23 protein-coding genes and 2 tRNA genes are annotated in these 20,836 nt (G+C 41.4%); 20 read left to right on the top strand and 5 right to left on the bottom strand.

All coding sequences use genetic code 11. From position 1 onward, the window contains the following. Positions 1 to 83: 83 nt before the first annotated feature. The 9 genes from ftsW (at position 84) to PHG22_02775 (ending at position 8,007) form a co-directional block, all read left to right on the top strand. A complete protein-coding gene (gene ftsW / locus PHG22_02815) occupies positions 84 to 1,181 on the top strand; it encodes a putative lipid II flippase FtsW (GenBank protein ID MDD5490702.1) in 1,098 nt (365 codons plus the stop codon). Between the two features lie 77 nt (positions 1,182 to 1,258). Continuing rightward, positions 1,259 to 2,317, top strand: a complete 1,059-nt coding sequence (murG, locus tag PHG22_02810) for an undecaprenyldiphospho-muramoylpentapeptide beta-N-acetylglucosaminyltransferase (protein MDD5490701.1) — start codon at positions 1,259 to 1,261, stop codon at positions 2,315 to 2,317. A gap of 310 nt (positions 2,318 to 2,627) precedes the next feature. Further along, a complete protein-coding gene (locus tag PHG22_02805; GenBank protein MDD5490700.1) occupies positions 2,628 to 3,512 on the top strand; it encodes a presenilin family intramembrane aspartyl protease in 885 nt (294 codons plus the stop codon). Between the two features lie 6 nt (positions 3,513 to 3,518). After that, complete coding sequence (locus PHG22_02800; protein MDD5490699.1) at positions 3,519 to 6,203, top strand: HAD-IC family P-type ATPase; 2,685 nt, start codon at positions 3,519 to 3,521, stop codon at positions 6,201 to 6,203. Positions 6,204 to 6,212: 9 nt separating this feature from the next. Next, positions 6,213 to 6,356, top strand: coding sequence for a hypothetical protein (locus PHG22_02795; protein MDD5490698.1), 144 nt, complete (start codon positions 6,213 to 6,215; stop codon positions 6,354 to 6,356). After that, complete coding sequence (locus tag PHG22_02790; protein MDD5490697.1) at positions 6,357 to 6,932, top strand: hypothetical protein; 576 nt, start codon at positions 6,357 to 6,359, stop codon at positions 6,930 to 6,932. A 221-nt stretch (positions 6,933 to 7,153) separates the two neighbouring features. Continuing rightward, positions 7,154 to 7,348, top strand: coding sequence for a hypothetical protein (locus PHG22_02785; protein MDD5490696.1), 195 nt, complete (start codon positions 7,154 to 7,156; stop codon positions 7,346 to 7,348). 97 nt (positions 7,349 to 7,445) lie between these two features. Next, positions 7,446 to 7,727: a hypothetical protein gene (locus tag PHG22_02780; GenBank protein MDD5490695.1), complete on the top strand. Its 282-nt coding sequence runs from the start codon at positions 7,446 to 7,448 to the stop codon at positions 7,725 to 7,727. Positions 7,728 to 7,800: 73 nt separating this feature from the next. Continuing rightward, entirely contained in the window at positions 7,801 to 8,007 is a 207-nt protein-coding gene (locus PHG22_02775) for a hypothetical protein (protein MDD5490694.1), read from the top strand. A gap of 96 nt (positions 8,008 to 8,103) precedes the next feature. Here the strand turns inward: PHG22_02775 and PHG22_02770 are convergent, their stop codons facing one another. Beyond that, positions 8,104 to 8,991: a hypothetical protein gene (locus PHG22_02770; GenBank protein ID MDD5490693.1), complete on the bottom strand. Its 888-nt coding sequence runs from the start codon at positions 8,989 to 8,991 to the stop codon at positions 8,104 to 8,106. 12 nt (positions 8,992 to 9,003) lie between these two features. Then, positions 9,004 to 9,504, bottom strand: coding sequence for a small multi-drug export protein (locus PHG22_02765; GenBank protein MDD5490692.1), 501 nt, complete (start codon positions 9,502 to 9,504; stop codon positions 9,004 to 9,006). 90 nt (positions 9,505 to 9,594) lie between these two features. Between PHG22_02765 and murD the strand changes: the two genes are divergently transcribed. From murD to PHG22_02730, 7 genes are all read left to right on the top strand, one after another. Beyond that, positions 9,595 to 11,040 carry a UDP-N-acetylmuramoyl-L-alanine--D-glutamate ligase gene (murD, locus tag PHG22_02760; GenBank protein MDD5490691.1) on the top strand — a complete coding sequence of 482 codons (1,446 nt, stop codon included), beginning with the start codon at positions 9,595 to 9,597 and terminating at the stop codon, positions 11,038 to 11,040. A gap of 371 nt (positions 11,041 to 11,411) precedes the next feature. Next, a complete protein-coding gene (locus tag PHG22_02755; protein MDD5490690.1) occupies positions 11,412 to 12,140 on the top strand; it encodes a hypothetical protein in 729 nt (242 codons plus the stop codon). Positions 12,141 to 12,258: 118 nt separating this feature from the next. Next, positions 12,259 to 13,647, top strand: a complete 1,389-nt coding sequence (locus PHG22_02750; protein MDD5490689.1) for a UDP-N-acetylmuramoyl-L-alanyl-D-glutamate--2,6-diaminopimelate ligase — start codon at positions 12,259 to 12,261, stop codon at positions 13,645 to 13,647. Positions 13,648 to 13,738: 91 nt separating this feature from the next. Continuing rightward, on the top strand, positions 13,739 to 14,359 hold the full coding sequence (locus PHG22_02745) for an L-threonylcarbamoyladenylate synthase (protein ID MDD5490688.1): 621 nt from the start codon (positions 13,739 to 13,741) through the stop codon (positions 14,357 to 14,359). Positions 14,360 to 14,362: 3 nt separating this feature from the next. Further along, positions 14,363 to 15,037 carry a PH domain-containing protein gene (locus PHG22_02740; protein ID MDD5490687.1) on the top strand — a complete coding sequence of 225 codons (675 nt, stop codon included), beginning with the start codon at positions 14,363 to 14,365 and terminating at the stop codon, positions 15,035 to 15,037. A gap of 36 nt (positions 15,038 to 15,073) precedes the next feature. After that, positions 15,074 to 15,520, top strand: coding sequence for a septum formation initiator family protein (locus PHG22_02735; protein MDD5490686.1), 447 nt, complete (start codon positions 15,074 to 15,076; stop codon positions 15,518 to 15,520). An 11-nt stretch (positions 15,521 to 15,531) separates the two neighbouring features. Next, the gene (locus PHG22_02730) at positions 15,532 to 16,521 is read left to right on the top strand and encodes a peptidylprolyl isomerase (GenBank protein ID MDD5490685.1); all 990 of its coding nucleotides are present in this window, start codon (positions 15,532 to 15,534) and stop codon (positions 16,519 to 16,521) included. Positions 16,522 to 16,704: 183 nt separating this feature from the next. Here PHG22_02730 and PHG22_02725 read toward each other — a convergent pair. Next, a tRNA-Thr gene (locus tag PHG22_02725) sits at positions 16,705 to 16,780 on the bottom strand. A gap of 122 nt (positions 16,781 to 16,902) precedes the next feature. Beyond that, positions 16,903 to 16,973 (bottom strand) — tRNA-Gly (locus PHG22_02720). 148 nt (positions 16,974 to 17,121) lie between these two features. Between PHG22_02720 and PHG22_02715 the strand changes: the two genes are divergently transcribed. The 3 genes from PHG22_02715 to PHG22_02705 are packed head-to-tail and all read left to right on the top strand — an operon-like array spanning position 17,122 to position 19,545. Then, a complete protein-coding gene (locus PHG22_02715) occupies positions 17,122 to 17,928 on the top strand; it encodes a septal ring lytic transglycosylase RlpA family protein (GenBank protein MDD5490684.1) in 807 nt (268 codons plus the stop codon). An 11-nt stretch (positions 17,929 to 17,939) separates the two neighbouring features. Beyond that, positions 17,940 to 18,620, top strand: coding sequence for a cell division ATP-binding protein FtsE (ftsE, locus tag PHG22_02710; protein MDD5490683.1), 681 nt, complete (start codon positions 17,940 to 17,942; stop codon positions 18,618 to 18,620). 10 nt (positions 18,621 to 18,630) lie between these two features. Continuing rightward, entirely contained in the window at positions 18,631 to 19,545 is a 915-nt protein-coding gene (locus tag PHG22_02705; GenBank protein MDD5490682.1) for a permease-like cell division protein FtsX, read from the top strand. 139 nt (positions 19,546 to 19,684) lie between these two features. Here PHG22_02705 and PHG22_02700 read toward each other — a convergent pair whose 3' ends face one another. Next, positions 19,685 to 19,969: a hypothetical protein gene (locus PHG22_02700; GenBank protein ID MDD5490681.1), complete on the bottom strand. Its 285-nt coding sequence runs from the start codon at positions 19,967 to 19,969 to the stop codon at positions 19,685 to 19,687. 224 nt (positions 19,970 to 20,193) lie between these two features. Between PHG22_02700 and PHG22_02695 the strand changes: the two genes are divergently transcribed. Then, the gene (locus PHG22_02695; protein ID MDD5490680.1) at positions 20,194 to 20,826 is read left to right on the top strand and encodes a hypothetical protein; all 633 of its coding nucleotides are present in this window, start codon (positions 20,194 to 20,196) and stop codon (positions 20,824 to 20,826) included. The last annotated feature ends 10 nt before the right edge of the window (positions 20,827 to 20,836 follow it).

Genomic DNA, 20,836 nt, shown 5'->3' with positions numbered 1-20,836 from the left:
TTTTATTTTTATACCCATGTTCCATAGTACGTGTTTTACATTCATATTTCGTGTTCCGTGTTTTTATGATATTATAAAAAAATATGAGAGAACGCAGACCGGATTATATTTTAATCGCCACTATTTTTGGGATAGTTGCTTTTGGTTTAGCGATGCTGTCTTCCGCCAGTTCGGCCTTGTCGTATTTGAATTACGGCGACAGCTATTTTTTATTTAAACATCAGTTGCTATTTGGCTTTCTATTCGGTACCGCCGCTTTTATAATTTTTAGTAAAATTGATTATCATTTTTGGAAAAAAATTGCCTTTCCGCTTTTAGTCATAACTATAGTTTTGCTGGTCGCGGTTTTTTTGCCAGGTATTGGCAGGGAAATCAAAGGCGCCAGCCGATGGATTTTTTTGGGGACATTCAGCTTCCAGCCGTCGGAGTTAGTCAAGCTAACCTTTCTTTTATATTTAGCAACGTGGTTAGAATCTCGCAGTAGCCGCGGCCTGGCGGATTTTTCTTATGGTTTTATGCCATTTTTTTTCTTACTTGGCATAATAATGGTTTTGATGATTTTACAGCCGGATGTTGGCACTATGTCCATTATTGTTTTATATTCTTTGGCGGTTTATTTTTTGGCCGGAGCGGCTTGGTCTCATGTCATACTTTTAAGCGGCATTGGCGTCGTTGTCCTTTGGTTGCTCGTTAAAATAGCGCCTTATCGCGCCAGCCGTTTTATGGTTTTTTTGAATCCCGAACTTGACCCGCAAGGAATCGGCTACCATATCAATCAAGCGTTTTTAGCGATTGGCTCCGGCGGTTTTTGGGGCCGAGGGTTCGGCCAGTCGCGCCAGAAGTTCCAGTATCTGCCGGAAGTCACCACGGATTCCATCTTTGCCGTTATTGCCGAAGAGTTGGGGTTTATTTTTGCCGCTCTGCTGGTCGGCGCTTTTTTATTTTTTATGTATCGCGGCTTTAAAGTCGCCCAAAACGCCCCCGATTTATTCGGCCGCATAGTGGCCGTGGGTATTGTAGTTTGGATTGTCGGGCAGGCATTTGTTAATATCGCTTCCATGATAGGAATTATGCCTATGACCGGCGTGCCGTTGCCCTTTATTTCCTACGGCAGTTCTTCGATGGTTGTTTCTTTGGCCGCCGCCGGAATTTTAGTTAATATATCTTCGCAAGCGAAATAAGCCGATTACCGCTTATTGTCTACCGACTACAGTAAATATAGATATAATAATTCCAATAATTTAATTTTTTTACATCTATGAAAATAATGTTAACCGGAGGGGGGACGGCCGGTTCGGCGACTCCGCTTTTGGCCGTAGTAAAAAAATTTAGAGAAAAATTTCCCCAGTCGGAATTTATTTGGATTGGCACGAAACATGGACCCGAGAAAGAGCTTATTTTGAAAGAAAATGTAAAATTTTTAACCATTGATTGCGGTAAATGGCGCCGCTATTTTAGTTTACAAAATATCGCGGACATTTTTTTTATTTTTGCGGGATTTTTTGAATCGCTTGAGATAATCTCCCGCGAAAAGCCGGGGGTAATTTTATCGGCCGGCGGTTTTGTTTCCGTGCCGGTGGTTTGGGCGGGATGGTTTTTAGGCGTACCTTCTTTAATCCATCAGCAAGATGTTATCCCGGGGTTAGCCAATAAATTAATGTCTCCGGTTGCCAAAAAAATTACCTTAGCCCTGCCGCAATCGGCGGAAAAGTTTAAGCAGAAAAAAACGGTGGTGGTGGGTAATCCAGTGAGGGAGGAAATTTTACAGGGCGATAGAAACAGAGGAGTACATTTTTTCGGTCTGAAAAGCGATTTGCCCACGCTTCTGATTTTGGGCGGCGGTACCGGCGCGCTGGCGGTTAATCACTTGGTTCTGGAAGCGCTCCCGGAATTAATTAAATTTTGTCAGGTTATCCATCTCACCGGCAAAGGCAAGAGAATCCAAGCCGGAGAGTTTGAAAATTATCACGCCTACGAATTTTTAACCGGCGAAATGGCTGAGGCCTACGTCGTTGCCGACTTAGTGGTCACGCGGGCGGGTATGGGAACCCTGACCGAGTTATCCCGCTTGGGCAAACCGGCCGTGATTATCCCCATACCTGACTCCCATCAAGAAGCCAATGCTAAAGTTTTTTCCGCTAACGGAGGGGCGATTTTATTAGAGCAAGACGGTTTGGGGGTTTCCAGTTTTGTATCTCAAATTAGAGAACTGCTTCAAGACAAAAAGGGGCTGGAGAGTTTAAGTGAGAATATAAAAAAAATTATCCCCACTAACGCGGCGGAGAAGATTAGCGAAGAAATAATCAGAATAATTTAAGAGCATATTTTTTGTAATAAAAAACAGTCCCGAGTGTTCGGGACTGTTTTAGATATATTATTTTTTGCAGCCACATTCCTCGCATTCGCAAGGATCTTTGCCGCAATCTGGGCATGGTTCGCAGTACATAATTTTGTATTATTATTTACTTGTTTATTATAGCATTTTAGGGCATTTTTGTCAAGTTTTTTGAGGCGCCATAGCGCTTACCGGAGGAGTGTGCTGATTATTTTAAGTTACTCAAAAATCCTCGTCCTGCCCCGTTGCGTCCCCGTCCAAACGGGGACAATTTCGGGGTCAAGTTGTTTTTATGGTAAACTTAAAGAATAATCATTTTTATTTAGGCATGGGCAAATTGAGGGATTTTTTAATAAAATATAAAATTGTGTTGCTCGCGGAAGAGCTATTATTGTTTTTATTAGTTTTTTCTTTAGGCATCTATTTTTCCTGGCGTTTGAATTTAATGACAGTTGCCGGCACCGTCGCGGTGGAAGAATTAAGTTGGTCGGGGGCGTTAATCTATTTTTTGCTGGCCACGTTGGCAATCTTGTTTCTTTTAAAGTTCAGGGGAGGGAAAAGAATTTTAATGTTTTTTTATGTTTTAGCTCTTTGGGGCGGTTTAGAAATTGTTTTAAGCTTTTGGCTCAATAATTTCCTTTCGGTTATGGCAGCCATTCTACTTTTGGTGATCAGGAAATTTTATCAGAAAATTTGGCTTCATAATTTAATTATGGTTTTGGTCTTGTCGGGGATTGGCGGCAGTTTCGGCAATTCCCTTAACCCCTGGACAGCCGTTCTCATTTTGTTTATTTTATCCGTTTATGACGTAGTGGCTGTTTACGGAACTAAGCATATGGTGGCTATGGCCAAAGGGTTGATGGAACGCGGAGTCATTATCGCCCTTATCATTCCCGAGAAAATATTAAAATGGAAAGCCGACCTGTCGGAGATTAAGGTCGGGCAAGATTTTGTGATTATGGGCGGGGGAGATTTTGCCCTACCTTTAATTTTGGCGGCGGCCGCGGCTAACTTTAACATTTTAAACGCCTTGATAGTTTCTCTTTTTTCGTTTGTCGGAGTAATTATAACTCATTTTATTTTTGTCCGTCCGCAAAAACCAACCCCCATTCCGGCTCTCCCGCCGATTGCTCTTTTGGGAATTGCCGGGTTCTTTATCTCTTTCTTCATTTTTTAATTTGTTATGACTAGAAAAAATTGGCATAATTTGCCGCTTGAGCAAGTTTTAAAAGATTTAAAAACTTCAACCAAGGGCTTGACTGTCGTCGAGGTCTTAGCGCGCCAAAAAAAATTCGGCAAAAACGAATTGCCCAAAGAAAAAAAATTAACAAGTTTGCAAATTTTTCTTTCGCAATTTAAAAATCCTTTGATTTATATTTTATTGCTTGCCGCGGCGATTAGTTTAACCCTCCAAAAGTTCGTTGATATGGCGGTGATACTTTTAACCGTTGGCGTGAATACCATCGTCGGATTTATAGAGGAGAATAAGGCCAGCCGGGCCCTTACTAATCTAAAAAAATTGATTGAATACAGGGTGAAGGTGATAAGAAATGGTTGGGAGCATCAGATTAAAGTGGGAGAGCTTGTGCCGGGGGACATTGTTTTTCTTAAAGCGGGTGATCGGGTACCAGCTGACGGTCGTATACTAGAATTGAAGGATTTTCAAGTTGATGAAGCCAGTTTAACCGGCGAATCTTTGCCGGTTGATAAGACAAGCAGGACTTTAAGCGGTGATTTGGCTGTGGCTGACCGTGAAAATATGGTTTTTATGGGAACGATGATAACCCGGGGGATGGCGCGGGCGGTAGTCACAGAAATTGGCGCCGACACTTTTTTGGGGGAAACGGCTTATTTAATCAGGGAAACGCCGGAAGATAAAACTCCGTTGCAGTTGCGGCTTCTCAAACTAAGCAAGTGGATGGGCGGCGCGGTGGGGGTTATTTGTTTTCTCATTTTAATTTTAGGAACATTTGCTGGCAAGTCATTTTTTGAAATGTTTACTATGGCAGTGGCCATTGCCGTTTCGGCTATGCCCGAAGGTCTGGCTGTGGCAGTGACGGTAATCTTGGCTATTGGCATGCAAAGAATTTCCAAACGAGGGTCTTTAGTCAGAAATTTACTGGCGGCGGAAACCTTGGGGAGCACCACGGTTATTTGTACTGATAAGACGGGGACTCTGACGGAGGGGAAAATGGGGGTAACGGAAATTTTTACCGGCAAAGAACTTTTAAATGATTATCTTGGCGGCAGGCTAAAAACGGAAGGGCTTGATTGGCAGTCAATAAAAGATAGCGCCGCGCATATCTTTGCTCTAAATATCGGGTTGGCTTGCAATAATGCCATTATTGAAAATCCCGAAGCCGTTTTGGACGATTGGGTTATTTCTGGAGACCCCACGGAAAGCGCTTTGCTGTTAGCCGCTGTGGAGGCGGGTCTTAATAAGAGAGATTTAGAAAAAAATAATCCACGGCTGGACGAAATTGCTTTTGATTCCGAAAAGAAATATATGGTGACTCTGCATGATGGCGGCCATCACCACTGGCTTTATATTAAGGGCGCTCCGGAGAAAGTTTTGGAGCGGGCGGAATTTCTACAAATTGATGGCAGAAAAGAAAGATTAACCCTTCAAAGTTTTAAAATTTTAAAAAATAATTATGAAAAATTGACCAGCCGGGGCTTACGACTTTTGGCGGTTGGTTATAAGGAATTAAGCAAAGACGTGAAAATAATTTCGGAAAACGATGTGCAAGAAATTGTTTTAGTCGGGTTTATCGGTCTTAAAGACCCCCTTAGAAAAGAAGTCCCCGAAACACTAAGAATTACCCGAATGGCCGGCATCAGGACTATAGTGGTAACCGGCGACCATCGTTTAACCGCCAAAGCCATTGCCGAAGAAGCGGGACTGAAAGTTAGAGCGGAGAATATTATAGACGGTCCGGAGCTTGAACAAATGAGTGACGCGGAGCTGCGTAAAAAAATAAAATCTATTTATATTTTTGCCCGTGTCACTCCTAAACATAAAATTCGTATTGTTGATGCCCTACAATCACAGGGAGAAGTGGTGGCTATGACCGGCGACGGCGTCAACGACGCTCCGGCGATAAAATCGGCGGATATTGGAGTGGCGGTGGGGTCGGGCAGTGATATCACCAAAGAAACGGCGGATTTAGTTTTATTAGATAATAATTTCAGGACTATCGTGAAGGCAGTGGAACAGGGGAGAGCCATTTTTGACAATATAAAAAAAGTCGTTGTTTATTTGATGTCCGACAGTTTTACGGAAATAATATTGATTGGCGGCAGTTTGCTTTTGGGTTTGCCTTTGCCGTTGTTGCCGGCGCAAATTTTATGGGTAAATTTGGTCGCTGACGGTTTCCCCACTTTCGCGCTGGCTTTTGAATCAAGCGAGAAAGAAGTAATGCGAGAAAAACCGTATCCTAAAAAAGCGCCGATTATGGACGCGGAAATGAAGGCCCTTATTTTTATCATCGGTATTTTTACTGACCTGGTACTTTTCGGTTTGTTTTTTTATTTTTTAGGCAAAGAATACACTCTGGACCATATCCGCACTTTTCTTTTTGCGGCGCTGTCAATTGATTCCCTGTTTTACATTCAGGCCTGCCGCAGTTTCCGCCGGCCGTTTTGGGGCAACAATCTTTTTTCCAATAATATCCTCAATCTTTCCATTTTATTCAGCTTGATGACGCTGGTTTTGTCTGTTTATTGGAAACCATTACAATTATTGTTGCGCACTATGCCTTTAGACGGTTTGGACTGGACATTTTTACTCGGCCTTGGTATAATGGAATTATTCGCGATAGAATTAACCAAAAGTTTTTTTCTCAGGAGAGGACTTTACAAAAAATAGATTTTCAATATGGAACAGTTTAAATTAAGTCGTGGCGGCAAGAAGTATTTAAGGAGGGAGAAGGCGCGGATAAGGAGAATAGCTGTGAGCGAAGAAGAAAAAGACAAATTAATCAAAGAACTTAAAAGCCGCTTACAGCCGGCTCAAAAATAAATGATTAACAAAAAGTTTTTCGCGCAGCTTAGAAAAGATTTTCTGGAATACGTCGGTTATCGCCGGCAGATTATTAGATATACGGGAGACGCCTTACATAAATCCAAACAGGCGATTTTTTCTCTTCATCGGGAGAATTTAGCGGAAGCCAAAAAGACGCTCGGAGAAGTGGAGGCCATTTTTGCCGACCTGAAAAAGAAAATAAAAAATCAGGAAATTTTAAATAGTGAAGGGTCGTATCGCGCGGCGGTGGAAGAATATGTGGAAGCAAAATTATTTTGCATGTTTTTGGAAAAGGGGAAAATTGGTGAAATAAAAGAAATGGAGATTAATTTTGATTCCTATATCGGCGGGGTTTGCGACCTGACGGGCGAGATTGTCCGGCGGGCGATTAACCAGGCCAACAAGGGAAATTACAAAGCGGCGGAGGAGGCGAAGGATGTGCTGGAAGAAATTATGGCCGAACTTATTCAAATGAATCTGACGAGTTACTTGCGCGTCAAATACGACCAGGCAAAGCACAATTTAAAAAAGATTGAGGAAATTTTATACGATATCAAAATCAGGAGGGGGTAAAAATAAAGAGTTGAACATTAACAATCAAAACCGAGGTAAAAATGAATAAAAATAGAAGTTCTTGCAAGAGGATATTGGGTTGCTTAAAATCGGAACTGAATTAAGAAAAAATATTGAGAAAGAAATTCAGCCGATGAAAACTGTCACTCCTGAAATTTTAGGTTTAAGAGTAAGAGCAGAACGCTGAACATTTAAGATTGGGATAGAAAGGAAAGAAAAAAATGGATAAGAAAAGTAAGAGGCGGGAAGAAAGGAAGCGGAGAGAAGGGGAAAAAATAATTCGGGATAATTTTGAGCTTAAGGGTGGAGTATACTCTCTCAAAAGTCCTCCCAAACCTTGGTACAGCCAGATTTGGGAGAAAATTGAGAATTTCTTTTTGACATTGGCTTGGTTGTCAAAAAATCCTGACCTTTAAAAATTATACGGAGGTGTGAAATGGTAATAGAAAAAGCAACAGAGAGGGATAAATTTTCTTTTTACAAGAAGAAAAAGATGGAAGGGAGGAATCGGCGATGGTAGAAGAAAAAGATTTTTCTAAAGAAGAAAGCAATATTATTAAGCAAATCTCAGCCCTTTTTAACAAACAGTTTGGGGAAATTAACAAACGGGCAAAAAGAATCGTAGAAGGACTCAGGGAAACGAATCGGAAAGTTGATAAGCTCTCTTTTAGGATAAATCTGCATGATATACAGTTTCGAGTCGGATATCCAATGAAACTTAAAGTGAGAGAACGTATCGTTGTAGACGCCGGGATAGATGACATTGAGGTCCTTCCCGACGATTCTTATGAGTAAAGTTATCTCCCTTCGACGTTCATAATAAAGTATGCTTGTTTTGTAGTTATTAAGGATTAAACGGAGGTGCAAGATGCATAGAGAAGAAAAAGGCGGTCGTTTTTATGGATTAGCAATACAAATTTTCGGCGAGGAAGCAGTTGAAGATCTCGGAAAAACCAGGAAGAGAATGGAAGGTTTTTCCGTTAGATTTTCAGAAGCCATTAAAGATGGTATGGACAAAATTCGTGCCGCGCGCTTTAAAATGAATGAGGCCGCTCATTTCAGATTTACCCGATAATAATATAAATCACCACAGCTATTAAAATGGCGGTGGTTTTTTATTAAAAACAAATACCCTCCCCGGATAAACCGAGGAGGGTTTTTAAATCATTTCTTATTTTCTAAACAAATTCTGCACTCTGAAGATAAATCTCCAAAAAGCATTTCTGACGGAATCCCAGTAAACAGTCAATTTAGATTCAATAAATCCTTCTTTAACTTGTTCCAACAGTTCTTTTTTGTTCAATTCGGTTAGCAGCGCCTCCGTTCCGTCCGCGTCGGCCGTCTTAAGCAGACATTCGTCGTCCCAGATGGAGGGCAGTGACCACAACCTAGTTTTTATTACCTTCAAATCATATTCAGCGCCGGCTATTTCCGCCAGCAGTCGCCCGTGCGTTACCAGCAGAGAATCGCAATCCTTTTTTTGTTGGACTAAAATTTTTATAGTCTGTTTCGCGATGTAGGGTTGGCGGATGTCATTTATGGTGGGAAAACTGATTAGCGGTTGGAAATAGTGGAGCATCATTTTAGCGCGAATTTTTTCTTTTAGTTCCGGCGGGACGTTGTAGATATAGAGAAAGTCATTGCCCACAAGGAGAAGGAGATCGTTATTCGGCTCTATTCTTTCACCCCCTCCTTTTTTAAAAGCGAGCGCTTTGGAAATTTCCGCAATTTCTCCGTTTTCCGCGCTGACATTATAAGTGGTTTTAAATTTAATTTGGACTCCGTCCGCTTCCTCTATTTCTTGAGTGCCGTCAAAAGAGTAGTATGGCTTTTCGTTAATCCAGACGACGCGCGAAGAATTGATTGTCTGGGGGATTTTTTCCGTCAATATCTTAGCCGCCTTGGTAGAAGATATTTTTATTAATTTCCTGTTTTCTTTAAAAATTTCCAAAGGAGTTTTGGGCTCGTCAGTTTCTTTCGTGAGAGATGGCGGAGTCGCAGCGAGAGCCGGTCCGACCAATAGCGCGAAAAGAAAAACAGTAAAAAATAATTTGTTCATAAATAACTCTCGCTAAAAATTATTAAACAAAGTTATTCCGCTTAAACTTAGAATGGTGACAGCAATTCCCGCTAAAACCACCCCGGCGCTGATAAAAATTATCGCCCGTTTTTTCGGTATGCCGAAAAGGAAAGCGGCGACCGCGCCGGTCCAGGAACCGGTAAGAGGGAGGGGGATGGCGACAAAAATCATCAGGCCTATTTCTCCGTATTTTTGATAGTTGCCGGTAAATTTGCGTCGCGTGCGGGCGAACAGCCAGTTAAAGAATTTTTCCGCCAGCCGCCATTTTTTACTAAGCCATAAAGAGGCCGGCTCCAGAAGGTAAATAATTACGAGCATGGGTATGATGTCGCCGATTACCGAAAAAATAAAAGTTGAGAAGACATTCAGATGAAAAATAGTTAAGCCGAGGGGGATGGAAGCGCGAAGTTCGGTGAGCGGGAACATAGCTAAAATCAGCACGGCCAGTTCCGGCGGCAGATTTTTTACGGCGTTTATTAATGTTTCAGTCATATGGTAATAGTATAGCAAATACTTGGTTTGGAGCCAATCGCCGTTGGTTATTATTGAAAAATAGCCGATAATATAATATGATGAGGTAATATGAAAATCAGCGAATTTAAAGGAAGGCGCGTCACGGTCATGGGGCTTGGTCTTCATGGCGGCGGGGTGGGAGTAACACGGTGGCTTATTCGCCACGGCGCCAAGGTTTTAGTCACTGACCTTAAAACAAGAAAGCAGCTTCAAAAATCAATCGCTTTACTGCGGGGCTTAAAAGTTAAATTTGTTTTAGGAAAACACCCCGAAGCTGATTTTAAAAATACCGATTTGATTATTCAAAATCCCGGCGTGCCGCGGGAATCAAAATTTTTAAAAATCGCCGAACAAAACGGCGTGCCCATTGCCACGGATGTCAGTATTTTTTTTGAATATTGCCCCGCCCCGATTTTTGGCATTACCGGCACCAAGGGCAAGACCACGACCACGGTCTTAGCCGGAGAGATTTTCAAAAAGTTGGATAAAAAAACCGTAGTGGCGGGCAATATCCGCAAATCGCCGTTGGATGATTTAGATAAAATCGCGGCGGACACGCCGGTTGTTTTGGAACTTTCCTCCTGGCAGCTTGAAGGCCTGGCGCGCATCAAACGCAGTCCGCGAATTTCTCTAATCACCAATATCTTTCCCGACCATTTGAATCGTTACAAGGATTTGGAGGATTATAAATCAGCCAAGAAGCTTGTTTATACTTTTCAAACTCCCGACGACAGCGTTATTTTAAACCGCGACAATCGCCATACTTTAGCCATGGGCCGGGAAGTTTTATCGCGCCGGTTCTGGTTTTCTAAAAAATATTTCGCCGGTGAAAACGGAAGTTTTATTACTCCCGATGGCTGGATAAAATTCAGAAATAACGGCAAGGAGACAAGAGTCCTGCCGGTGAGAGAAATAAAATTACTCGGCGAACATAATTTGGAAAATATTTTGGGGGCCGTGGCGATGGCCGGAGTCGCCGGTGCACCCGCTAAAATAATCCGCTCGGCGATTAAAAATTTTAAAGGCGTACCCAGCCGCTTGGAACTCGTGCGGGAAGTCGGGGGAGTGAAATATATCAATGATACCACGGCCACCGCGCCGGACGCCGCGATTACTTCTCTGAAGGCGCTCGGCGGGAAAAAGAAAAACATTATTCTGCTGTCCGGCGGGGCGGACAAAAAATTAGATTTTAAAGAGCTGGCGAGATATATTAAAAAATATACCAAGTCGGTGATTTTATTTAAGGGCGATGCCAGCGAGAAGATATTAAAAGAGTTAAAAAATATCAAATATCAAAAATCAGACCTGCCTAGCCGGACTTCGGTGAGCTCAGTCGAACCGCCGGCAGGCATCCCGTATCCAATTTTAACAATGAGCGATGCTGTCAGTTGGGCGAAAGAGATTGCTACTCGTGGTGATATTGTTTTATTATCTCCCGGCGCCGCCAGCTTCGGATTGTTTATAAATGAATTTGACCGCGGAGACCAGTTTGTGAGGGAAGTAAGAAATTTATAGAGATAAAAAATCCCCCGCCCTTCGACTTCGCTCAGGGCACCCCCTTTTTCAAAGGGGGAGACGGTTATTCTAAAATAAGATTTAGAGGTAAGTCCTCTCCCTTTGAAAAAGGGAGAGTTAGAGAGGGATTTTAGGAGATGCTAAGTAGAAAATGGCTTATTTCAGCCGTTTTTTTGTTTTTGGAGTTGCCCCTTCGATGCTTAAAGCGCTCAGGGTCTTGACAAAACCCCCAAGATAAGTTATATTTAACAGATATTAAGGTTCTTTGAAATAGCCCTGGTTGGAATGTCCCGCATAGTGCGGGAAGGGCCAATCACGGCACTTCTACTGGCAGGAGAGATGGGCCTGTCAGTTAGGAAGGAGAAAAAGAGATGGAAAAGTTAATAGAAGCAAAATTTACTAAGTGTAAGGAACGATGTAGAAATTATAGAAATCCTGGACGAGACAGAATACTCCATCCGGTTTTTGGGGTTTTAGGTTTTTTGTTTATAATATTTACGCCACTTTTTCTCACCAAAGGAATGTTAAATCCGGAAAATTCGGGAGCAGAGAAAATTACGTGGGCTTTCGTAGTATTGTTTACTGGGTGTTGTGGTATAGCAATGGCGCGTTCATTTTTCGCAAATAATATAATAGGAAAATCCTTATTTATATTTCGCGATGATAGGGGTATTCTTCATTGCCACGAAGATTCTAAGTTATCGCCCAACCCTCCTTATTATGAGGTGGGCGGACCGGTGTTATATATTCGCCAAGGAGGATGGTTTCGCAAGGTTTATATCCTGCACACCCCGAGTATTGGCCACTGGAAATTAGCAAATTGGGATTGCGAGAGCTTTACACTTTCAGCTTTCAATGGCACTCAGCGAATTACTGCCAATGACCCCGAATATATTTTGGATATTTTGCAGAGGTTTTCTGGCCTGTCGGATTTGATTGTTAAGTTTGATTCTACAAAAGCAAATAACCAGCACCTTATTTCTAATATAGAATCAATCATCGATGGGATTAAAAAATCCAAAGACAGGAGTAAATCGAAACATGCCCAAGAAATAAGGGAGAAACTGGAAAACGCCCTGAAGACCTTGCCGTCAAATTAATAATAAGTAGAGAAGCAGTCAAAACATCCCTTGAGAAATATCAAAAGCCCTATAACTTTTTTTCAAAATCACAAAGCCCTGCGCGAAAAACGCAGGGCTTTTTTAGTTCTTGAAAAAAATGCGGTTAAATGATAATCTGTATTTAATGAAAGAATTCATCAAAAAATTTATCCCGAAGTTTGTGTTAGCTTTTTACTATAAGTCATTAGCCGTAATGGCTGATATTTTTTATGGTCATCCGTCGGGGAAAATGGTGGTCATTGGCGTGACGGGAACCAACGGTAAATCCACCACCGTCAATCTCATTGGCCGGATTTTGGAAGAGGCGGGCTACAAAGTCGGCTGGACTTCCACTGCCAATTTTAAAATCGCGGAGAAAGAGTGGCTTAATGATACTAAAATGACCATGCTTGGCCGTTTTAAATTACAGAAGTTATTAAAAGACATGGTGCGCGCCGGTTGCGAATACGCCATAGTAGAAACTTCGTCCGAGGGCATTAAGCAATTTCGTCACTTTGGTATCAATTATGACGTGGCGGTTTTTACCAACCTGACGCCGGAGCATTTGGAATCGCACGGCGGTTTTGAAAATTATAAAAAAGCTAAAATGGAATTATTCAGGCATACCGCCCGCGGCACCATCAAGAAGGTTTATTTAAAAAATAAACCAGTTAATATAAAAAAGACGAGTGTAGTTAATATTGATGATGAATATTTTTTAGATTTTTTGCGTTTTGAAACTGATGAGGCCTGGGGTTATGGCATTGAAGGCCGGGGAGGAGCGAACATCAGCCGCATTGTTCAAGCGGAAAAAATTCTTTTGAATCAGGGGGGGGTGAGCTTTGAAGTCAAGGGAACAGTTTTTAATTTAAAACTTCTTGGCGAATTTAATATCTATAATTCGCTCGCGGCTATTGCCGTGGCTTTATCTCAAGATATTGATTTGGAAACTTGCCGGCGGGCTTTAGAAAAAATTCCCGGTTTGCCGGGCAGGATGGAATTTATAGAAGAAGGCCAGCCCTTCCGCGTATTGGTTGACTACGCTCCGGAACCGGCTTCTTTTGCTAAAATGTATGAAGCCCTGAAATCGTCCGGTATAAAAAATTCCGCGAGGAAAGTCATCCACGTTCTTGGTTCCTGCGGCGGCGGGCGAGACCGCAACCGCCGGCCGATCCTTGGGAGTTTGGCGGCCAAAGAAGCAAATATAGTAATTGTGACTAATGAGGACCCTTATGACGATATTCCGAGCTTAATTATTGATGAAGTGGCCGAAGGCGCTATTAAAGAAGGAAAAATTTTAGCCAAAAATTTATTTAAAATAGAAGACCGGGGAGAGGCAATTAAAAAAGCCATGGAACTGGCAGAAGCGGGGGATTTGGTTGTTATTACGGGCAAGGGCGCGGAGCAGGCGATAGCCGTGGCTAAAGGCAAAAAAATTCCCTGGGACGACAGGATAAAAGCGAGGGAAGCGATAAAGCAAAAATTACAAATTTCAAATGACAAATAAATGTCAGACATTAAATACTTGGCGATAAAGTTTGTTATTTGTAATTTGGGTTTTGTTTGACATTAGGATTTTGGAATTTGCCATTAGAATCATGATAATTAAAAAAATTACAAAAAAATCTATCGAAGAAGCGGTTGCGGTTTTGCGGCGTGGCGGGGCGATTGTTTATCCGACAGATACTCTATACGGTCTCGGGGCGGATATTTTTAATAAAAAAGCGGTAGAGAAAGTTTATAAAATAAAAGGACGAAATTTTAAGAAACCTTTGCTTATTTCTGTGGGTTCAAAGAAGGATATTAGTCGGTGGGCGTATCTTACAGAAACAGCGCGGCGAGTTGCTGAACATTTTTTGCCCGGAGCGATAACTTTGGTGCTGAAGAAAAGGAAAATTGTGCCAGAATGGGTTAGCGGTGGGAGAAAGAAAGTGGGGATAAGAATGCCCGATGACAAAACGGCGTTGACTCTCGCGCGGTTATTAAAGCGTCCGCTTACCTCCACTTCCGCCAACATTTCAGGAAAAATAACACCGGACACTGCCGCGGGTGTTTATAAAATTTTTAAGAAAAGAAAATTCAAGCCCGACCTTATTTTGGACGGCGGAAAATTAAAAGGCAAGAGACCGTCAACCATTATTGATTTTACCGGCAAGAAAATTAAAGTTTTGCGAGCCGGAGAATCATTGAAAAAAATTAAAGATTTTTTCAATATTTAACTTATGAGCGGAGAAAAAAAATTTTATAAAATTTTAAACTTACGGGAGGGAGAAGAAATAATCAGAGTAATCCGGCGTTACCCTCTCACTTTATTTTTTAAGATTCTTCTGGCCCTGATTTTGATTTTGGCCCCGTTCTTTTTTATGTTTTTACTGTTCTCTTGGGGATTCTGGGGCGTGCTTCTTTTCCTCTTGGTTCTCGGGTGCGGGATTGTTTACGCGCTAAAGATTTTCGTGGTATGGCATTACAACGCTTCCATTGTCACTAATTACCGCGTGATTGATTTTGACCAAAGAGGATTTTTTGACAAAACCGTTTCCGGCATAACTTACGATAAAATTCAGGAAGTTTCTTATCATCAGCGCGGGCTTTGGCAATCCATGTTTAAATACGGTTCGGTGCAGCTTCAGATAGCCAATACCAGCACGAAAATTAAATTACGCTATGTTCATCATCCGGCCGAAGTCCAGGAATTGATTTTGGGGTTGCAGCACGCTTATAAAGGGTCGGAAGAATCACCGGCGGAGTCGCCATCCAATAGCAAAAGAATAGAAAAGGCCTGGGAAGATATTAAAAATTTTTCCGACGAAGAACTGGAAAGGCTTCAAAAAAAGATTGACGACAAAATAATGGCGAAAGACGAGGCAGTTAAAGAAATTTTTTCTGACGAGGGATAGTTTGAAAATTTGTCGGAGATTTAGTATACTTTAATTATGATTTTAAGGAGAGAAAAACAGTTTTTTATAAAAAGAATAATTTTGTCCAAATTTTTTTTAATTGGCGGGGCGATTATTTTGTTTTTATTGGGCAGCGTTTTAATAAAAAAATTTTTACATGATTACAAGGTGGACCAGGACATAAAGGGATTGCAGGAAGAAATAAGTCGTTTAGAAAAGACCAATAATGAGTTTAATCAGCTGATAGATTATCTTAACAGCGAACAGTTTGTAGAAGGTGAGGCGAGAATTACCATGGGCCTTGGTCAGGAAGGGGAAAAGGCCATTATTATTCCGCCGAACGAAGAAAAGATTATAAACGGTGAGAGTGATGCCAAAAAAGATTTAATTGTTATACCAAGTACTTCTTTCGGACTTCCAGAGGAAGAAAAATCAGAGGGGAGCAACCCGATAAAATGGTGGAGATATTTTTTTAAAAAATAATAATCAATAATATGGAAGAAAATGTTTTAGAAAAAAACCAAGACAAAAAGATTTTAGAAAAAATTTCTCGGGGGGATGGCGGCAGAAAGGCCCCGTTTTGGGGAGGAATTATTCTCGGTGTTTTAGGGGTTTTGATAGTTATTCTTATTGTTTTTAGTTTTGGCGTTTATAATTATGGGTGGTATGACAATAAATTAGGGGGATTGATTGTCAAAACGTTTAATTTCCCCATTGCTTATGTTAATTACCGCTCGGTGTCTATGGGTGAATTTGTGGAAGACGTGGAAACTCTAAAGCATGTTTATGCCAAACAAAAAGAACAAGCGCCGGATTTTGTCGCGCCGGAAGAAAAGGATATTAAAATAAATGTTTTAGACCGCCTGATCAGAAATGAACTGATTAAGCAAAAGTCAAAAGCCTTTAAAGTGAGTGTTGCTAAAGATGATGTTGAGAAAGAATTTGAAATTTTTTTGAGCCAATCTAACGGCGAAGATGTTGACAAAGAGCTAAGCGAGCTTTATGGGTGGGGCAGAGAACAATTTAAGAATAAAGTCATCAGACCGTTTATTTATCAAGAAAAATTAAGCGAGGCCTTGAATAATGACGCGGAGTTAAATAAAGAGTATTTGCAAAAGGCGGAGGAAGTTTTAAATAAAGTTAAATCCGGCGCCAAGAGTTTTGAAGAATTAGCCAAGGAATACAGCGAAGACATTACTGCCGAATCGGGCGGGGATTTGGGATTTTTTTCCCGCGGACAAATGGTCAAGGAATTTGAGGATGCCGCTTTTGGCTTGGCCGAAGGGCAAGTCAGCGAGCTTATTAAAACGCGCTACGGTTATCATATTATTAAAGTTTTAGAGAAAAAGACCAATGAAGAAACGGGGGAAGTGGAGCAGGTGCATGCTACCCATATCCTCATCCGCGGAATTGATTTGGATAGCTACATCCAAAAGGTGATGGAAGAATCAAAAATCAAAAAATTAATTGATTTGGAAAAATAGTTTCTCCAAACAAAAACCCCTGACGCAATATCAGGGGTTTTTGTTTATCTAAGGCCGAGAACCTCGCTTGGCGGGGTAACTTAAGGATGTATTTTTGATTTGATTTGGAGCCGAGAACCCCGCATGATGCGGGGCAACTTACGGTTTATCCCGAGTACTCGGGATTGCTCTAACAATTAATTTTGGAGCCGAGAAGAGGAATCGAACCTCCAACCTACGGTTTACGATACCGTTGCTCTACCAATTGAGCTATCTCGGCATTTTAAAGATTTAATTTTTTTGGTATAATGATTATACCTTTAAAATTGAGCGGATGAGCGCTCCAAATACTCGGGACTTCGAGAATCCAGTCCTTATCTTTAGTCTGTCATCGCCAGACTGAGCGGAATACGGGAATCGAACCCGCATCTTCGGCTTGGGAAGCCGACATACTACCACTGTACTAATTCCGCTCGCTCGGGCTATGACAGGCGGGGCGAAGCTAACTAATATAATAACCATTATACCTGCCTGCCGGCAGGCAGGCGACACCCGCGTTAGCAAGTGAATATTGACGTATTTTCATTTTAAAACATTTACTTATTAATTTCAAGATGGGCGATGCGTTATCATAAAATACTATTTTTTCTTTTTTCGTTTTATTTTTTAGCTCTTTCTTCGGCGCAAGCGGAGGAAACGGACTTTTTTTATTCTCTTAAAATTGACGGGCCGACGCTTAGCCGCGGTTACACGATAAAAACTTTAGACGGATTTCTGACTTTGGGGATTATGCCGGGGGCGATGGAAAAAGAGAGCGCCATTGAATTTAAAAATCTCTCTACTTATTTAAAATCTCTCGGCGCGGATATGATTTTGCCCGACTGGGCGGTCAATTTTCCGGAAAACATAGAGCCGATTTCAGACATTTACGAATTTAATATTCTTAATAAAGAAAGTTTTCGTGATAAGCGGCCGTTGGTTTTAGAATTAGGGTATAAAGAAGAAATTAATAATTTGAAAAAGATATATTTTTGGGACGGTTCAAAAGGAGAATGGCGGGAATTGCCATCGCAAAGCTTAAGCGGCGAGAAAAAAGTGCGCGCGCGCATCCATCTCCCCTATGCCCGCTTGGCAGTTTTCGCGAATTCCCATATACTGGAAGAAGGGGAAGCCAGTTGGTATAAATATAAAAATTGCGATTGCGCCGCCTCCCCCGATTATCCCAAAGGAACGTTGCTTAAAGTGACGAATTTAGAAAATAACAAATCGGTGACAGTGAAAGTTAATGATTACGGACCGGACCGTTCAATTTTTCCCGCCAGAATTATTGACTTAGACAAGGTCGCCTTTAAAAAATTGGCCAATTTGCGGGCGGGAATAATTAAGAAAGTCGGAGTGGAATTAATCAAGCGCCCGTCCGGCAAATAAAATTATTTTTTATGATAATTTTCAAAAATGTTTCTAAGGTGTACCCGCCCAATACTACGGCGGTCAAAGACATCAATTTACATATCCAGCCGAAAGAATTCGTGTCCGTGGTCGGTCAGAGCGGGACGGGTAAATCAACTCTGATTAAACTTTTAATAGCGGAGGAAAAACCAACTAAGGGGAAAATTGTCGTCGGCGGGTGGGATATTACCAATATAAAACACAATGAGGTGCCGTTTTTAAGAAGACAAATCGGCGTGGTTTTTCAGGATTTTAAACTGCTGCCGCGCAAAACTGTTTTTGAGAATGTTTCTTACGCGCTGGAAGTCTGCGGTTCTCCTCGCCAAAGAATCGACGTCGTTGTTCCGCAAGTTTTGAAAATTGTGGGTTTAGAGGAAAAAACGTCCCGATATCCGCGCCAGCTTTCGGGAGGCGAAGCGCAGAGAGTGGCGATCGCTCGCGCCCTGGTCCATCGTCCTAAAATTCTTCTGGCCGATGAGCCCACTGGTAATTTGGATTCTTTCAATGCCAAAGAAATTATAAATTTACTTTTAAAAATTAACGAGTTTGGCACCACGATTTTACTGGTCACTCACGACCGCGAAGTGGTGAATAGTTTACAAAAAAGAGTGGTGACTCTTGACCGCGGCATGATTGTCGGCGATCAGGAAAGGGGACGCTACGTAATTTAAAATATCAAATATGCTTTACGCAATCGGACGGATAATAAAATTTGCCGGTCAGGATTTTTGGAGAAACATCTGGTTGTCGGTAATTACCATTACCATTTTGGTTATGGCGCTTTTTTCCGTCAATTTTTTAATAGTTTTTAAATTGATAGCCGGAAATGTAATTGACGCCGTGCATAATAAAATTGACGTCAGCATCTATTTTTCAACGGCGGCCACCGCTGGCGAGGTGAATAACGTTAAATCTTCCCTAGATAAATTGGCGGACGTCAAGGAAATAAAACTTGTTTCTCCAGAAGAGGCACTGGAAAGATTTAAAACCGAACACGCCGATGAACCGGATATTTTGGAATCCCTTGGCCAATTGGAGGGCAATCCCCTGGGAGCGTCTTTGGTGATTAAGGCAAAAACTTTGGACGGTTATTCCAAGATTATTGAAGAAGTGAATAAGCCGGAGTATCAGAAAATTATTCAGGATAAAAATTTTGACGACCACAAGACGATTATCGGCCGCATAAACAATATAACGAAAAAGGTGGAAACCGCGGGGTTCGCGGCAATTGCCATTTTTGTTTTTATCGCCGTGATTATTGTTTTTAACACTATTAAAATTGCCATTTATACCCATCGGGGGGAGATAGAGATAAAACGTCTGGTAGGAGCGACCAACTGGTTTATCAGCATGCCGTTTTTGGTGGAAGGAATTTTTTTTAGTATTATTTCTTGCGTTTTGATAGTGGCGATTGTTTATCCGTTATTAGGGTTGTTCGACCCTTATTTGGCGAAATTTTTTGAAGGGTTGGATTTCAGCGTCTTGGCGTATTTTCAAAAGAATTTTTTAGCTATTTTTGGCACCCAGCTTTTAGCGGCGATGATTTTGAATGTTTTAAGCAGTGGCTTGGCTATCGGCAAATATGTGAGAATATAAAGCTCACCCGGGATTAAGCCCGGGGTTTCGAAACGGAATCTTTCCGAAGTTCCGCCAGGCGGGACGAAGGAGAATAAAATTTGGAATTTAAAAATCGCCCTGAGTTTATCGAAGGACGATTTTATTTTTGATATTTTACCTATTTTAGTTTTGGCTCAAAGCCCCCCTTTTTGTTCTCTTTAGCCATTACCTTTTCAAAAAGTGTGCTTATTTTTTTTGAGATTTCAACAGTAGGAAGTTCTGAAAAGGGCATGGTAAGCTCTAGAGGATATTTAGGGAGCAGTTGTTCCATGGGGGATTTTTCAAGAAGAGATTTTGATATAAAGAACACGGTATCGCAACAGGGGCAGTGATAAATTTTTATCTCGTTACCCACTTCAACGCCCAACTCTACTTTACAATAAGGGCAGTTAATTATCTCCATTTTTTCCTCCTTTGTTGGTTGTTAATTCATTAGCTTAATTTTAAATTATAGCAAATTTTGATGATTTTGTCAAGAGACCCTGCCCTTAACTCTGGAACTCGGGAGAATAATGAAAGGGCGGGATGCCGTAAAGGTTGGTTTTTATTTTGTTATTTTGTTATACTAAAAATACTTTTTGGACGTTGATAATTCATTAACAATAAAAACTAAAATGGAGGTGCAATATGAGCGCAAAAAAACTTTGTTTAACTTTGGGCATTTTTTTATCATTAATTTTAATCGGAATGGGTTGCGGCAAGGATAGCCCAAACGTTTCGGTTAAAGAGGAGGACAATCTTCCGGCCGTTGGCGCAAATAAGGACGCGTCCGCCGAAGAAGATGTTTCTATCGACAGCGATTCCGGCGAGTCAGATTTTGTCGGATGGAAGACCTACGAGCAGGACGGCATCACCCTCAAATATCCGCCGAATTGGAGGGTATCGGAGGACGGCATTCTGTATCGATGGCGCGAAGGACTGGAGGAGGAGTTTGCTAGCCAGGATTATTTCGAACATCTGACTCGGATGGCAGAAGTGTCAATAGGAATTAATGTAAGAGAAAACGTGGAAGGTGATGATGTGGACGATCTCATTAAATATGTAGATTATAACGGAACTCTTCAAGAGCGGATCTATATAGATGGACATGGTGCATTAATAGTGGCTTGCGGTGGTATAAATTATGCCGAATGTGTGTTGTTTAATAATAAGGAAGCCAGTATTATTATTTTTATTAATTACATGTTAAATGGTGATCGTGAGCCAACCGAGATAAAAACAGAAGTTGAGAAAATTTTACAAACCGTGCGGTTACCTTAAAGGAGGATAA

The sequence above is a fragment of the Patescibacteria group bacterium genome (assembly GCA_028716045.1).
Taxonomy (GTDB): Bacteria; Patescibacteriota; Patescibacteriia; order JAQUQO01; family JAQUQO01; genus JAQUQO01.
Note: the sequence above shows the minus strand (reverse complement) of the source record. Positions and strands in the feature narration are given on the sequence as shown.